Source organism: Ancylobacter novellus DSM 506 (assembly GCF_000092925.1).
GTDB lineage: Bacteria > Pseudomonadota > Alphaproteobacteria > Rhizobiales > Xanthobacteraceae > Ancylobacter > Ancylobacter novellus.
Genome location: NC_014217.1, coordinates 4,548,795 through 4,562,564, shown reverse-complemented (window position 1 = coordinate 4,562,564; position 13,770 = coordinate 4,548,795). Strand labels below are relative to the sequence as shown.

Annotated in this window: 13 protein-coding genes and 2 pseudogenes; 4 read left to right on the top strand and 11 right to left on the bottom strand. The window is 63.7% G+C overall.

The genetic code is table 11. From position 1 onward, the window contains the following. The first annotated feature begins 298 nt into the window (after nt 1-298). Nucleotides 299-619 carry a plasmid pRiA4b ORF-3 family protein gene (locus SNOV_RS21470; RefSeq protein ID WP_244413033.1) on the top strand — a complete coding sequence of 107 codons (321 nt, stop codon included), beginning with the start codon at nt 299-301 and terminating at the stop codon, nt 617-619. Here SNOV_RS21470 and SNOV_RS23195 read toward each other — a convergent pair. From SNOV_RS23195 to SNOV_RS23190, 3 genes and pseudogenes are all read right to left on the bottom strand, one after another. Then, nucleotides 528-774 (bottom strand): annotated as a pseudogene (locus SNOV_RS23195) (ATP-binding protein); the annotation flags it as partial. The gene SNOV_RS21470 and the pseudogene SNOV_RS23195 overlap by 92 nt on opposite strands. Nucleotides 775-954: 180 nt before the next feature. Continuing rightward, complete coding sequence (locus SNOV_RS23900; protein WP_013169079.1) at nt 955-1,131, bottom strand: hypothetical protein; 177 nt, start codon at nt 1,129-1,131, stop codon at nt 955-957. 71 nt (nt 1,132-1,202) lie between these two features. Further along, nucleotides 1,203-1,445: a BrnA antitoxin family protein gene (locus SNOV_RS23190; protein ID WP_013169078.1), complete on the bottom strand. Its 243-nt coding sequence runs from the start codon at nt 1,443-1,445 to the stop codon at nt 1,203-1,205. Between the two features lie 449 nt (nt 1,446-1,894). Between SNOV_RS23190 and SNOV_RS23185 the strand changes: the two genes are divergently transcribed. After that, a complete protein-coding gene (locus SNOV_RS23185; RefSeq protein ID WP_210160637.1) occupies nt 1,895-2,041 on the top strand; it encodes a hypothetical protein in 147 nt (48 codons plus the stop codon). Between the two features lie 99 nt (nt 2,042-2,140). Continuing rightward, nucleotides 2,141-2,233: pseudogene (locus tag SNOV_RS23645) on the top strand (LysR family transcriptional regulator); the annotation flags it as partial. Between the two features lie 223 nt (nt 2,234-2,456). Here SNOV_RS23645 and SNOV_RS21460 read toward each other — a convergent pair. Next, entirely contained in the window at nt 2,457-2,705 is a 249-nt protein-coding gene (locus SNOV_RS21460; protein WP_013169077.1) for a helix-turn-helix domain-containing protein, read from the bottom strand. A 145-nt stretch (nt 2,706-2,850) separates the two neighbouring features. On the opposite strand from SNOV_RS21460, the gene SNOV_RS21455 reads away from it, so the two are divergent. Then, nucleotides 2,851-3,369 (top strand): hypothetical protein, encoded by a 519-nt coding sequence (locus SNOV_RS21455; RefSeq protein WP_041782507.1) that lies wholly within the window; start codon nt 2,851-2,853, stop codon nt 3,367-3,369. 104 nt (nt 3,370-3,473) lie between these two features. On the opposite strand, the gene terL is transcribed toward SNOV_RS21455, so the two are convergent. The 7 genes from terL to SNOV_RS21420 form a co-directional block, all read right to left on the bottom strand. Beyond that, nucleotides 3,474-4,910, bottom strand: a complete 1,437-nt coding sequence (gene terL / locus SNOV_RS21450) for a phage terminase large subunit (RefSeq protein ID WP_013169075.1) — start codon at nt 4,908-4,910, stop codon at nt 3,474-3,476. After that, nucleotides 4,900-5,373 (bottom strand): DUF5681 domain-containing protein, encoded by a 474-nt coding sequence (locus SNOV_RS23895; protein ID WP_013169074.1) that lies wholly within the window; start codon nt 5,371-5,373, stop codon nt 4,900-4,902. The genes terL and SNOV_RS23895 overlap by 11 nt, the downstream gene beginning before the upstream one ends. A 5-nt stretch (nt 5,374-5,378) precedes the next feature. Next, the gene (locus SNOV_RS21440; RefSeq protein ID WP_013169073.1) at nt 5,379-6,821 is read right to left on the bottom strand and encodes a site-specific DNA-methyltransferase; all 1,443 of its coding nucleotides are present in this window, start codon (nt 6,819-6,821) and stop codon (nt 5,379-5,381) included. A 511-nt stretch (nt 6,822-7,332) separates the two neighbouring features. After that, the gene (locus tag SNOV_RS22750) at nt 7,333-10,167 is read right to left on the bottom strand and encodes an autotransporter family protein (protein WP_049785768.1); all 2,835 of its coding nucleotides are present in this window, start codon (nt 10,165-10,167) and stop codon (nt 7,333-7,335) included. Between the two features lie 504 nt (nt 10,168-10,671). Then, nucleotides 10,672-10,875, bottom strand: coding sequence for an NUDIX hydrolase (locus tag SNOV_RS21430; protein ID WP_013169071.1), 204 nt, complete (start codon nt 10,873-10,875; stop codon nt 10,672-10,674). Between the two features lie 39 nt (nt 10,876-10,914). After that, entirely contained in the window at nt 10,915-12,021 is a 1,107-nt protein-coding gene (locus SNOV_RS21425; protein ID WP_013169070.1) for an ABC transporter ATP-binding protein, read from the bottom strand. After that, nucleotides 12,021-13,745 carry an ABC transporter permease gene (locus SNOV_RS21420; protein ID WP_013169069.1) on the bottom strand — a complete coding sequence of 575 codons (1,725 nt, stop codon included), beginning with the start codon at nt 13,743-13,745 and terminating at the stop codon, nt 12,021-12,023. Before SNOV_RS21420 ends, SNOV_RS21425 begins: the two co-directional genes overlap by 1 nt. Nucleotides 13,746-13,770: the final 25 nt, after the last annotated feature.

Below are 13,770 nucleotides of genomic sequence, written 5' to 3'. Positions count from 1 at the left end.
GCATCCGGCCGCGGGAAGTTTCGCGATCGTTCTGCTGGATGGGATTTAGGCGCCTCTTGGCCACATCCACATTCGTGGCGCTTGTGCGACATCGACCGTGTCCGGTTCCTGTGGCAGCTCTTGGAGGTGAAGCGTACGTGACACCACTGATCCGGTGTGCTCGAAACTCGCTCGATCGGATGCATTGTGAAGTTGCGTGACGATCACAAACGAGCGATTCCTACCGCCCCCTATTGCCGTCCCCTCTCATGTTCAACGGCAGAAAAATTCTTGCACGATCAGGACATTGCACCGCCGAGTGGGTTGCTCCACAACGATCACGATCGAGGCGACCGCCGCGGCGGATCCCGCCATAGATTATCCTCGCTACATCGATGGTGAGCGCCGCGCGCCGCCCGAGGATGTCGGCGGTATTCCGGGCTTTGAAATCTTCCTCGAAGCCATCGCTGATCCGAACCAAGAGGAGCATGAAGACCTCATGCGCTGGTACGGTGCGCCATTCGATCCGGCTCTCATCGACGAGCAACTCATCCGCGCCCGCATCGCAAAGCTCGCCCGACGCCGCGCCATCGGAAAAGCCGCGTTCGCCAGCGCCAGCTCTCGTTGCCGGTCTCGATGATGTCGCAGTGATGGGTGAGCCGGTCGAGGAGAGCCGTGGTCATCTTTGCATCGCCGAAGACGGTAGCCCGTGATGATCACACTGGTGCGCTCATAGAGCTTGCTCAGCAGGTGGAACAGCAAGGCGCCGCCCGAGGTGCTGAACGGCAGGTAGCCTCGCGCGCTGGGCAGATCAGTTGTCAATGTAGAGGTTGGGCCGCCGAAGACAGGTGCCGCCTCCAATGTCCGGTCTTCGGCCGTGGCTGAAAGGCCGCTTTTGACCGATACCGTTGCAAAAGTCGGCTCTGGGCTCGACGTATAACCTTGCCCGGTTATCCTCGGCGCGTCGTCCGTGAGCTATCTCGTCCGCTCTTCGTCGATCATCGTCTCGACGGCGCCGATGGTGACCTCCAGGTCCGCAATCTTGCGCAGCGCGTTGTCGGAGGGGACAGTGCCCGCCTCGGCGGCAGCCTTGATGAGTTCGCGTTGTGCCAACACCAGACGGGCGCGAAGGGCTTCGAGTTTTTCGGTCATGACGGTCGATTAACGTAGCGGACGGCGACAATCAACGTCACGGGTGTCCGACCTGACGCAGAGGCCTTCCGCTACAGTCCCGCTGCCTTGCGGAGCGCAGCATTGATGCGATCCTGCCAGCCCGGTCCATCGTCTTGGAAATGATCAAGCACATCCCGGTCAAGCCGGATGCTCACCATCTCCTTGGCACCCGGCAACTGGGGCGCCTTCGGGCGCTCGCCCGTTGCTGGAGGCTTCGTGGTCGCGGATTTGAATGCAGCTTCAGCGGTGTCGCGAGCGGAACCGGAGAACCGGCGAATGGGAGGACGACTCATGGCACTGACCTAATATTGTCCCGTGACACTTGTCGAGATCGAACGTCCAAGCCTGAGCCCAGCATAGACCTGCATCACGTTATCGCGCCTGGGCTGCGAAGCGCTCCAGGAGACTTGCGGCGGTCCGGACGTCCCCCGCAGTGCCGCTCTGGGCGGCGCGGGCGAGGTAGTCGATCGTCGAGAGGACGAAGATGCTTTGTCCGTTAGGGTGAAGGTGGCTACGCATCTCATGGTAGCCGTCGAGCAGCGTCCGCAGCGTCGTTCCATCCTGAAGATGGATCGGCCGCGGAAACCGCGTTCTCCAATGCTGAGCGGATATCATGTCGGCAGCACCATCTTTCACAAACGCTGGTTGCGCAAGACATTTCCATATCATCGTGGCTGCATCACTGCGCCAGTCGACGCCAGGAGCCAGCATCAAGGCAACAGGCAGAGGATCGCCAGCGGTAATGACTTGGGACGAGAGGCCCATCGCCGTGATCGTCGGCCCCCGCACCACCGTGCAACTTGACGGCCTGCTAGCGGGCGTTGAGATCGTGTTGGCCGATGACGTGCAGGATCGGATCGACGATATTGTGCCGCCGGATGTGACGTGACTCCAGTCGAGGGGGCGGCGGCCTATGTGCCACTGAGGATCACACCCACATCCCTGTGCCACTGTCCGATTCAAGAACGAGCAGAGGCCTGACGTGAGCGTGAACGCCCGGGTTTCAGCCTTCCTCGATCATCTCAAGCGCGCCTTTCCCAACGGGACGGCTGACGAGCTCGCCGCCTATATCGGTCGGTGATTGTCGCCGAGTATGGGAGCTCTGCGCGCGAGTAGCTATGCGCAGCAAACGACGCTGGGATCGGAGCAGCCGCGAGCTCAAAGCAGCCTCTCGCCAGCGTTCTCGGGCGTCGTAAATCACTGGATGCCGAGTTGAAACGGCAAAGGGTGCCCCGCCACGCGCCATAAGCGCGACATGCCGCCTCCTTTCAGCCTGCGGCAGGCAGCCGCGTTAGCAGATTAGCTCAATCGCCCTTCGGCACCTTCAGCAGCTCATCCAGCACATCGTGGGGATTGAAGCCAATGATCTCTGCAAGCTCAAGAAGCTCGATCACGTCGATCCGACGCTGACCGTTCTCCATATTGGTGATGAGCGGCTGATGACGCCCTAACCTTTTCGCGACATCGGCCTGCTTCATATCCGCCTCCCGCCGATACCGCTCAAGCAGTTCCGCGAGACGTTTATGGCGGCCGGAGCGAAACGAGCTGGGCATGGCGAGCCGGGGCGGGAAAGACCGGCTCGTTGCGTAGGCGCATAGACAATATATTCAAAAATCGGATATCTAATTGTCGGATATGACTGGACTTGCCCTGGCACAGGAGCGACCTGTCGGGTCCTGTACCGGATCGGCAGAGGGCATGATGGCTGCGTCCACGTTCTTCTTTATCCTCTTCATTGCGCTGATAGGGACCCTACTCTCGGGCGTCGCGTTTCTGATTTTCGGGCGGTCGCCACTCAGAGCGGCCAAATGGCTGGTCCCTTTGGGCCTGATGGTCCTGGTGGGTGCGGGATGGAAGCACGACGCTCGACCCGTCGCAGCACCTCCTCACGGCTCAGACGAGGCATGTCGCAAGGACTACAAGAGCTGCGCTTCACAAGAACAATTAGTGGATATCTACGAGGGGATGACGCAGGCGCAGACAAGTTGCAAACGGGCCGCAAGAAAGCTGGCGCGCTTTGGCGATGCTGACATCCCATTCTTCGCCTTCGGGACCTATTTTCCCTATGAGGGATCCGCCAAGAGCGGCAAGATCAGCCTCATTGAGGAGGATGCGCGCTTCCAGAATGTTTATGGCGCCATGCAGCGCGTCAAACTTAAATGCTATTACGACCTCGAGACGCGCGAGGTGGTGGAGGTAACAGCCTCGACTGATTGAGCAACCCGAAGTGGAGCGGAGAGAGGAGCGGCCGAAACCATAAGGGTAATCTTTCCGGGCGATGCGGTGAGGGACGTCCGCAGACGCCCCATCACCGCGACGTATCAGCTTCGCCGTGTGATGCTCCGACGAGGAATTTCCCGACGGATCAGCTCTCGCTCCCTTGCGGTGCTCAGAGTGAGGTAGTGCAGCGCCTGCGAGGTGCTGTCGACCTGATCGTCGTGACGCCCGTTCGGAAAGGCGAGCAGTTCGCTGATGTAATCAGCGAGCCATGGCGCTTCCTCAGGAACGTGCACTTGCCCGGCTTCGAACCGTGCCGACTGGGCGAGAAAACGCGCCTCCTTATCGAACCTGGGCCTCATTTTAAGGGCGCGCAACTCGCCTGTGCTGCGCAGATCTTGCTCCATGGCTCGGCCAAGCTCGGTGTCCTCGATTAACGTGGCGTCGGCCTCGTAGCGCCGGTGGAGAGCGAGTATCTGGCGCCGGAGCTCCGGGCTTTCAAACCGCCCTCGCACAACATCGATCAGGTAGAAGTCGACGCCGCGTGCACCCCATACGGTGCCTACCGACCAGTCACTGGCCTCTCCCAAGGTGGAGGCGGTGTCCCAGGAGACCACCAGGCGGTCGAAGGAAGGTGGCCGGTCATAGCGACGCAGCCACTCGCGGCGGACGAGGTTGCCCTCGGCGGGGATGGGGTTTTGTTGGTACTGCGCCGAGAAGATCAGACTTCCCTGGGTCCGGCGCAATGCCTCGAGCACCTCGAGAGGTTCTCGGTTGGCGTCCAGTACCTCCCCAATCCGGCGAACATATTTGTCCCTGGGGTCAGAGCCTAACGCGAAGGAGCCGGCTTCGGTGGCGATGGCGGGGAGGGAGACGACCTCCCACCCTTCCTTGCGTAGGACATGGCCGACCAGGTCGTCCTCGTGCAGGCGTTGCATGATGATGATGATCGCGCCCGTCTTCTTATCGTTCAGGCGCGTGACAAGCGTGTTGTCGAAGAAGTCGTTCAGGCTGTTGCGTTTGGCGCTCGACAGCGCGTCCATGCCCTTGAGTGGATCGTCCGCGATCATGAGATCCGCGCCGCGACCCAGGATGGCGCCGCCGACGCCCGCCGCGAAGATCGACCCTCGGAGATCGGTGATAAGTTCCAGGCTCCGCTGCCCCCGGCCATCAAGCCGGAAGCGCGGAAACGCCCGCCAGAACCAGGCGCACTCGGCGACGAGGCGGCGATCCTGGCTGAACTTCCTCGCCAGGCTCTCTGTATGTGAGACGCAGATGATGCGCCTCGTTGGATCATGACCGAGCCACCACATGGGGAAGGCGACGCTCGCGAGGAGCGACTTCCCGGACCTTGGTGGCACGTTGATGATCAACCGTCGGATCTCGCCGCTCGCCACCCGCGACAGCATGTAGGCGAGATGCTCAAGGTGCCAGTTCGGCTGATAGACCGTGCCAGGTTCGAGCTCGGCGAAGACCTTCTCCATAAAGGCACAAAGATCTCGGCGAAGAAAAGCGCGGAGCAGACGGGCTTCATCTCTCATCGTCCCCTCCCCCGTTGTCGCGCTTGACGTTCTTTGGGCCACGCTGCGTCGTCGCTGACTTACGCGTTTGACGGTCGAGCGCCCTCTCGATGATGCCGTTATCCTCCGCCGGCAGATCATCTGTGCCCGTCGCTTCCGATTTGCTCTCGCTCCGCTGGGCACGATCGAGGAGGCTGTCGATGGCACGGATATTCCCCTTCAGGCCTTCCCGAGCCAGACAGAGAAGAACGGCCTTGAGTACGGTGACCTTCTTGCGCTTGCCGCCCTCCTGGATCGTGACTTCTTGGCCAAGCACATCATCGAGAACACTACTGACGTTGCGACTACCCTTCCTTCGGCCTCCGGGGTTTCCACTTTGACCAGGCTTAAAGCGGGTCTCAACGGGAGGGCAGCGATAGCTGCCCTTGCCGCTCTCATGCTGCGGCTCACCGATCTTTTGCTGGGGCTTGTTGTTAGTCGCCATGCCCATCACTCCTCACCGATGAGTGTGGTGCTGCGACGAACGCGAATGCGGGTGGCCTTTGGGGCCGCACGCTCCTTGGATAGACGCCTACGCTGGGCCAGCTCGGCAAAGGTCAGTCCCGTTGCCGAGTGGCGGGCTACCCCTCCAGACCACTCCTCCCACCGCCGGACAGCGACGTCGACGTAGTGTGGGTCGAGCTCAATCACCCGGGCCCGACGGCCGGTGCTCGCAGCAGCGATGATCGTGGTGCCGGAGCCCGAGAATGGATCGAGGACGACATCGCCGCGATTGGAGGCGTCACGGATGATGTCGGCGACGAGCGCAACCGGCTTAGGCGTCGGATGAAGCTCAAGTTCTTTGCGCAGACTACTGGCTCCGGGATAGTTCCAGACGTTCGTACGGTTGCGCCCAAACTTGCCGAGCTTCACATTATTGACGTGGCTGGCCGAGGGCTCTTTGAACACGAAAACGAGTTCATGCTGGCTGCGGTAGAAAGACCCCATCCCTCCCGAGCCTTTGTTCCACACGCAGAGATTTTGTAGATCCAGCTTCGCCAGCCTGCCCGCGCTAAGCACTTCCTCCATATGCCTCCAATCCATGAAAGCATAGATGAGAACACCGGGTACACTATAAGCTAGACAGTTGTTGAGATAACTTGCATTGAAAGCCGTAAAGGCGTCAGCGTCCATCTCGCCGACACCAGCGACGAACTCTCGATGCCGACCTGTAGAGCTTACATGCCCATTGATCGCGACATTATAGGGCCCATCACTGCTGACCACGGTGGCGCGCTCGTCGCCCATAAGCTCGCCGAACGTTCCAGAGTCAGTCGAGTCACCACAAATAATGCTGTGTTCATCGAGATCGAAGCGGTCGCCGAATTGTGAGACCGGGCTCCCCCACGAGACTTCGGGAACAACATCGCGCTCGTCTGCGGAAGCTTCATCATCGTCGAGACCAGCAATAAGCCCATCGATTTCAGGGTTTTCGAAGCCTGTAACCGCGACATCAAAATCGACGCTTAGATCGGTGGTTAGAAAGGCGAACTCTTCGGCAAGGAACTTATCGTTCCAGCCGGCACGCTCTGCAATTTTGTTGTCCGCAATGCGAAGCGCGCGTTGCTCGGCTTGGGTTAGATGACTGAGACAGATCGCGGGAATAGAGGTGTAGCCGAGCGACTTTGCCGCGATTACACGCGCGTGGCCCGCGATTAGCGTCCCATCATTGGCGATTGTAACCGGAGAGACGAATCCAAATGTCCGGATTGAATCAAAAATGAGATCAATCTGGTGCTTCGAATGCGTACGAGGATTGTGTTCGTAGGACTTGATGTGCTCAATTGGAATACATCTAATTAGAAGTTCTAGGTTCCGATATTCCTCCGGCACGATTGGAGCATTGGAGACGATCGAAGCGACAGCGGGCTGAACAGGGGGATTGCAGCTCATGGTTGCGGCCTCTGGGCGAGGACGACTTCTTCGCGCCGGGGTCATTCCCGACGCTGAACAATCCGCCTACGGCGCGATTGAACGAAGCCATCCCTCGGCAAATGCCCACGAGTGCGCTGCTGCTAAGGTGACGCGCGAATACTCACCGATTCGGTAAATGGCCGTCAACGGCTCTTTGTGGCAGCCGCGCTCGAAGAATTGCCTCTGCCGCCCCTTGCTAATCACCCTCACAGCAGGGGCGAGTGGAGACGGGTTCGCAGACGACTACGCACTCCGCCATTCAGTCTGCCGAAAACCGTCGCGCCTTGGCTTGAGCCCGCAAACCCCGCGTGTCTGCGGGTTTCCGGGCGATGCATTTCTCTCTGCGGTACGGAATTTGGGCTCTCAGGGCGCGGAAATCGCGCTTTCTCTCTCGGCCGAATTTTCCAGTACGGAATTTCCCGCCGCGCCGTTTAGCGCGCGATGCCGATCTGGTGCAGCGCCCGCTGCCCGATCTACTGCTGAAACGGCGTCAGAACTTCACCACCAGCTCGGCGAAGATGGCGTTCTGGTTGGCGCTGCTGGCGAGCTGGCCGGCATATTTCAGCGCCAGCCGCGTGGTGTCGGACGGCGCATAGGCCAGTTCCAACCCGAGCAGCGCGGCATTCTCGGCGATGGGCACGCCGCCGAGCGCGACTGCCCTGGAGCCGGTGGCGAAAGCGACCGTGGTGGACGGCGTCACGTCGCCGAAGGCGTGCTGCCAGCCCAGCGTGCCGCCGAGCCACACGTCGTGGCCATTGACGGCGAGGGGCAGGCTGAAGCGCAGGCCGAGTGCGGAATAGAGCGCATCCATGTCCGCGGTGGCGACATCGAGCGCCGCGCCGGTGCCGCTCTCCGCGAGTTCGGCGCCATCGACACCGACATAAGCGAGGCCGCCGAAGGGTGTAAGGGTCAGCCGGTCGAGGACGAGGTCGTAGCTGAGCTCGCCGAAGGCCTGGAAGCTGTTGGCATCGTAGTCGCCTGCGGCGCCTGAGGCGTAGCCGGAAAAGGCGACGCTACGGCTGACCGCGACATCGTGCCAGCCATAGGCGGCGCCGAGGGCGAGGCGGGCGGTGCCGAGGCTGCCGCCGGCATAGAGGCCGACATCGTAGTTGTCGCTGTCGCCCGAGCCGTTAGCCTGCGAGAAGGAGGAGCGACTGTAGCCGCCGACAAGGCCGGCGCGCCAGTCCTGGCCGATCGGCGTGTCCAGGCCGAATACCGCGCCGCCGATGGTGTTCGACACCGAGGCGGCATTGCCGTTCGAGGAAGTGTCTCCCCAGCCGCCGAAGCCCTGCACCCAGAAGGACAGCGGCAGCCCGGAAGTAGTGGCGGTGGTCGGGCCGACGGCGGCGGGCTCGCCGGCGGCCTGGCGCAGGCGCGCACCGACGGCGTCGCGCAGATAGGCCGATTGCTGCTGGATCACGCTCTGTGTAGACGCGTAGATCTCACCCGATAGCGCCTGCAGCGCCGGCGTCGCCGTGATCGTGTTCAGCCCGGAGAGGGCGACCACCGCATTGCTCGCCGCGCTGGCGCTGTCGGCGGCGCGCGCCATGGCGAACTGGTTGGAGGTGCGCGCGGCGTTGGTGAAGCTCACCGCGCTGCGGCCCATGGTGAGTTCCGCCGTGGTGGCGGAATAGCTCACCAGCGGTTCGAGGAAGGGGAAGGCGGTGCCGGCCGCGCCGAAATCGGCCGCCTGCACCGACTGGAATTGGCCGTTGAGGCCGCCCGCCGCGCTCAGCAGCGTGTAGCGGCTGCCCAGCACCGGCGTGCCCGGCCCATAGGGCACGATTGCGAGCGTGCCGGCGAGGGAGGCGGTGCCGCCGACGGCGAGGAGGTCGCTGCTGCCGGAAGCACCGATTTCGGCGGCATAGGTCGCACCCGGCGCGAAGATCGCATTGCCCAGCACGCTGAGCGTACCGATTGAATTGCCCGGCGCGACGATGCTGCCGCTCGCGGCCGCCACGGCGCCGATGGTGCCCGAGCCGGACAGCCTTGTTCCGTCCAACAGCAGCGTTGCCGGCAGCTGGCCATTCACCACGAGGGCGCCCCCGGACACGGTCATGATGCCGGAATAGAGATTGGTGCCCGAGAGCGCGAGCACACCGCCCGGCGCGATGGCGACATCCATGTTGACGCCGCCCGACAGCGTGCCGCCGAAGCTGGCGCTACCGAACACCGACAGTCCGGCATTGGTACCGAAGGCGATGCTGCGGTCGGTCGAGAAGCCGTGCAAGGTGACGAGCTGGCCGGCCAGCAGTACGCCGCCGCCCGGCACGCCGAGATCGGCGTCGCTGTCGGCATAGATCGTGCCGAGCAGCACGTTCTGCAGCGGCGCGAATCCGATGCGCCCGTTCACCGCGTCATAGGCGACGACATAATAGCGGAACACGCCGGCCCCGGAATTATAGCCCGGCGTGCCTCCATGGGCGGGATCATAGACATAGACGTTTTCGTTCAGCTTGGTGCCGGCCACATTGGTGAAGGAGATCACGCCCGGGATCGTGGTGGTGACGGTGGAGCCCGGCGCGACCTCCCCGCGCTGCTCGCCGGACGTGCCGGTCTCGAACGCGCCGAGCGCGGCGCCCGTGTCGAACACGGTGATGAAGCAGCCGGGCGAGCCGTTGTTCACCGAGAAGCAGGTGTTGATGGTCTTGGTGTTCCACGCGTTCAGCCCGGCCGGCTGGGTACCGCCGGTATCTGGCTGGAACTGCGACCAGACGAAGCCGGCGGTGTTCTCAGGCGTCAGGCCGACGACGACATGCGGCGTCACGCCGGGATCGCCGAGATCGTTGGAGACGACGATGAAGCCGTTGCCGTAATTGCCGGCCAGCTGGGCGAAGGGGTTGAACACCGCCGCCGGCTCGGCGGAATACGCGACGCCCATCACGCCGTGCTGACCATCCGGCCAGCCGGGGCAGTCGCTGTCGTCCTTGCAGTCGATCTGCGTGACCGCGCCGACGGTGATTGCCCCGGTCGACAGCGCGGTGCTGGCCTCGGGAAACGCGACCGGGGCGGAGACGTAATAGCCCTTCAGCTCGTTGCCGCTGGAATAGCCGTATTTGAAGCTGATTGGCTCGCCGCCGGACATGATGATCGTGCTGTCGGGACCGATGAGGTCGCGATGCAGGTACAGCCCGGTCGAGCCCGTATCCATCAGCACACGGCTCGCCTCGCCGCCGCCGACGGCGACATAGATTTGGTTGCTGAAATGATGCGTGTCCGAGCCGGTATGCAGCGGGATGGTCGCGCTCTCCTGCGCCCGCGCGCCGACGGGAAGCGCGAGCAGCGCCAGCCCGGCAACGCCGCACAGCGCGGTGGACCGCAGCAATGAAGTCGCGCGCGGGGCAGCGCCACGCCCCGCCTTTCGTGGCGAAACGACAGGAATGCTCATTGCCTAACTCCCGTCGGTTCCGCCACCCCTGCGTGACCGACCGGAATATAGTACCGACGAGAGCGCCGGCCGCAAGTGGGAGCCGTACAACTCTATGCACCCCACCGTCATTGCACATGCGGCCTAAGCTCTCGCGCCCGCGCGGTCGATCTGCGTGCCGGGGAGACGGCTGGACCACTCCCCAGCTTCTTGCTCCAACGCGTCGAGCATCTCCGAAGCAAAGCAACCGCTTCACATAGTTCGTAGTGTGTTTGCTTTTCGGTTGCCGCCCTCTGGCGCCGCTCCGGGTCGCAGCGGTCGATCGTCGGATTCTCAGGAACGTCCGATTTCTGGAGCGGAGCCAGAGTCAGATAGTGGCGCGCTGCGAAAAGATCTAGCGGTGCAAGCGCTTTCTCGGGCAGCCGAGAATCTCGTTTGAGAGGGGCATCCCTGGCTCGATCCTTACTCCTGGCGGGCCTCGACCTGCGCGGCCTTCCAGGGCTTCCGGTTCTTCATAGGCCAGCCCTTGGGGACGACGGCGCGGCGGGTCTGCCGGGACGTCAGCACGAGAATCTCCAGCTGTCCGCCGGAGATGCGAAAAGGAAGCGCGTCGACCTGCGCTCGCGGGCGGCCATTATTGACGGATTTGGACTTCTTCTTGGACATTCCCGGTGGCAGCTCTCGTCATGCGGATCGGGGCAGGTCTCACGCCAGCCAGAGCGCGGCCGATGTCGGGACGTCGACCGTGACATGCGTGCCGATCTCGTGCTGGCCCTGTCCGGGCCGGAAGGGCTCGTCGACCGTGATCTCCTGCCCGCCCGAGACGACGCCGTAGCGAATGAGACTGCCGAGGAACTCGCGGCGCACGACCTCGCCCTTCAACGAAGGCACGCTCGTCTTGCCTTCGACGATGCGGGCGACCTGCGGCCGGAAGACCAGCCGGGCACCCGCCGGCACATCGATCCCACTCGCTACCGGCAGCTTCCAGCCGCTCGCGGTCTCGAAGACGCGTTCGGCGCCGCTGCCGGCAATCTTACCCTCGACCACATTGGCGGTGCCGAGGAAATTGGCCACGAACAGGTTGGCCGGGCGTTCATAGAGCTCCATCGGCGTGCCGACCTGCTGCACGATACCGTCGCTCATCACCGCGATGCGGTCGCAGACCGTGTTGGCCTCCTCCTGGTCGTGGGTGACGAAAATGGTGGTGAGGCCGAGCCGCTGCTGCAGGTCGCGCAGCTCGCGGCGCACCTGCACCCGCATCTTGGCGTCGAGGTTGGACAGCGGCTCGTCGAGCAGCAACACCTTCGGCTCGATCACCACGGTGCGGGCCAGCGCCACGCGCTGCTGCTGGCCGCCGGAGAGCTGCGAGGGTCGCCGATCGGCCAGATGGCTCAAGCCTACGATCTCCAGCGCCGCGCCGACGCGACGCTTGATCTCGGCGCGTGGCACGCCGCGCTCCTCCAGCCCGAAGGCGACGTTCTGCGCGACCGTCATATGCGGCCACAGCGCGTAGCTCTGGAACACGAGGCCGACATCGCGCTTCCAAGGCGGCAGGTTGCCGATGTCGCGCCCGCCGACGCTCACCGTGCCGGTATCCGCCGTATTGAAGCCGGCGATCAGGCGCAGCAGCGTCGTCTTCCCGCAGCCGGACGGGCCGAGGAAGGCGAAGAACTCGCCGGCGTGGATGTCGAGGTCGATGTCCTTCAGCACATGGTTGCTGCCGTAGGAGAGGTTGACCCCCTTTATGCGCACGTCGAGCGCCTCGGTGTGCAGCGCCGCCTCGGGCGCGCTCTTCTGGGCAGTGGCGGTCATCAGGCGGCTCCCCGGTTCTTCTGGTTACGGTCGAGGATGTATTGCGACAGCAGCGTGCAGGCGGCGACGAGCAGCACGGCGATGACGCCGAGCGCCGCGCCCGGCCCGCGGCCGGCGGCGGACTGCATGAAGACGTAGAGGCCATAGGCCAGCGGCGCGTCGGCGTTGGACTGCACCAGCATCAGCGTGGCCGAGAGCTCGACCGCCGCCGTGGCGAAGCTGGTGACGAAGCCGGCGAGGATGCCGCCCGTCATCAACGGCACCACGATGCGCCGCACCGTGCGCGCCTTGGTAGCGCCGAGATTCTCGGCAGCCTCCTCCAGCGATTCGGAGATCTGCTGGAGCGCGGCGTAGCAGGCGCGCAGCGCATAAGGCAGGCGTCGTATGGCGAGCGCCAGCACGATGACGATCCACAGCGTCGCCAGCGGCGTGCCGTTCGGCAGGTGAACGCCGAAGAAGGTGCGCAGGTAGCCGATGCCGAGCACCACGCCCGGCACCGCGAGCGCGGCCATTGCCGCCCAGTCGAGCCATTGCCGGCCGACGAGCTTGGTGCGCAGCACCAGATAGGCGATGGCGACGCCAAGCACGACGTCGATGCTGCCAGCGAGCGTGGCATAGATCAGCGTGTTCTTGATGTAGAGCGAACTCTCTCCGAACACCCGGCCGTAGTGGGCGACGGTGAAGCCGTCCGGCAGCGGACTATAGGACCAGATGGTGGCGAAGGAGAGCAGCAGCAGGCCGATATGCGGGGCAAGCACCAGCAGCAGGATCAGGCCGACGACCCCATAGGCGACGGCGCTTTCCCACGGGCGCATCCTGCGGCGGGCGAGGCCGCCGCCGCCGCGCTGGGTGGTGGCGTAGTCGCGGCCCTTGAGTGCCAGTGCCGAGATCCACATGGCGGCTACGGAGACGACGATCAGCACCACGGAGATGACATAGCCCATCGGGTCGGCGATGCCGATCGAGGTGACGCGCAGGTAGGCCTGCGGTGCCAGCATGTCCTTCACGTTCAGCAGCAGCGGCGTGGCGAGGTCGTCGAACACCTTCACGAAGACCAGCGAGGCGCCGGCCACATAGCCGGGCATGGCGAGCGGCAGCACGATGCGCCGGAACAGCCGCATGCCGGAGGAGCCTAGATTCTGCGCCGCCTCCTCCATCGAGCGGTCGATGTTGCGCAACGCCGCCGAGAGGTTGATGAGGATGAAGGGGAAATAGTGGATGGCTTGGACGAAGATGACGCCGTTCAACCCTTCCATGAAGGGGATGCGGAAGCCGAACCAGTCCATCAGCAAGAGGTTGACCGTGCCGTTGCGCCCGAACAGCAGCTGCATCGACACCGCGCCGACGAAGGGCGGCATGATCAGCGGCAGGAAGCCGAGCGTCTGCACGATCACCGCGCCGCGGAAATCGAAGCGCGTGGTGATGTAGGCGAGCGGCAGCGCGAAGACCGAGGCCAGCACCACGGTCGCCGCCGACACGTAGAACGAGTTCCAGAACGAGCGCAGGAACAGGTCGGTGCGGAAGAAGTCGGCGAAGTTCACCAGGGTGAAGGCACCGGTCCCCTTCTCGGTGAAGGCGACATAGATCACCGAGGCGACGGGCACGATCAGGAAGGCGAGCAGGAACGCGCCGATGCCGAGCGCGAGGGCGATCTGTCCCGGCGTGCCGGGCAGGCGCCAGCGCCGCGCGGGCGTGCGGGCAGCACCGGAGAGGGCGAGCGACATGGACGGCGCTCCAATCTGTGCGGAA

Excerpts from the sequence above, each read along its gene's own strand:
- SNOV_RS23190 (WP_013169078.1), bottom strand. The coding sequence starts at position 1,445 with ATGAGTCGTCCTCCCATTCGCCGGTTCTCCGGTTCCGCTCGCGACACC.
- SNOV_RS21430 (WP_013169071.1), bottom strand. The coding sequence starts at position 10,875 with ATGTCCAAGAAGAAGTCCAAATCCGTCAATAATGGCCGCCCGCGAGCG.
- SNOV_RS21420 (WP_013169069.1), bottom strand. The coding sequence starts at position 13,745 with ATGTCGCTCGCCCTCTCCGGTGCTGCCCGCACGCCCGCGCGGCGCTGG.
- SNOV_RS23185 (WP_210160637.1), top strand. The coding sequence starts at position 1,895 with ATGACTTGGGACGAGAGGCCCATCGCCGTGATCGTCGGCCCCCGCACC.
- SNOV_RS21455 (WP_041782507.1), top strand. The coding sequence starts at position 2,851 with ATGATGGCTGCGTCCACGTTCTTCTTTATCCTCTTCATTGCGCTGATA.
- SNOV_RS23895 (WP_013169074.1), bottom strand. The coding sequence starts at position 5,373 with ATGGCGACTAACAACAAGCCCCAGCAAAAGATCGGTGAGCCGCAGCAT.
- SNOV_RS23900 (WP_013169079.1), bottom strand. The coding sequence starts at position 1,131 with ATGACCGAAAAACTCGAAGCCCTTCGCGCCCGTCTGGTGTTGGCACAA.
- terL (WP_013169075.1), bottom strand. The coding sequence starts at position 4,910 with ATGAGAGATGAAGCCCGTCTGCTCCGCGCTTTTCTTCGCCGAGATCTT.
- SNOV_RS21425 (WP_013169070.1), bottom strand. The coding sequence starts at position 12,021 with ATGACCGCCACTGCCCAGAAGAGCGCGCCCGAGGCGGCGCTGCACACC.
- SNOV_RS21460 (WP_013169077.1), bottom strand. The coding sequence starts at position 2,705 with ATGCCCAGCTCGTTTCGCTCCGGCCGCCATAAACGTCTCGCGGAACTG.
- SNOV_RS21440 (WP_013169073.1), bottom strand. The coding sequence starts at position 6,821 with ATGAGCTGCAATCCCCCTGTTCAGCCCGCTGTCGCTTCGATCGTCTCC.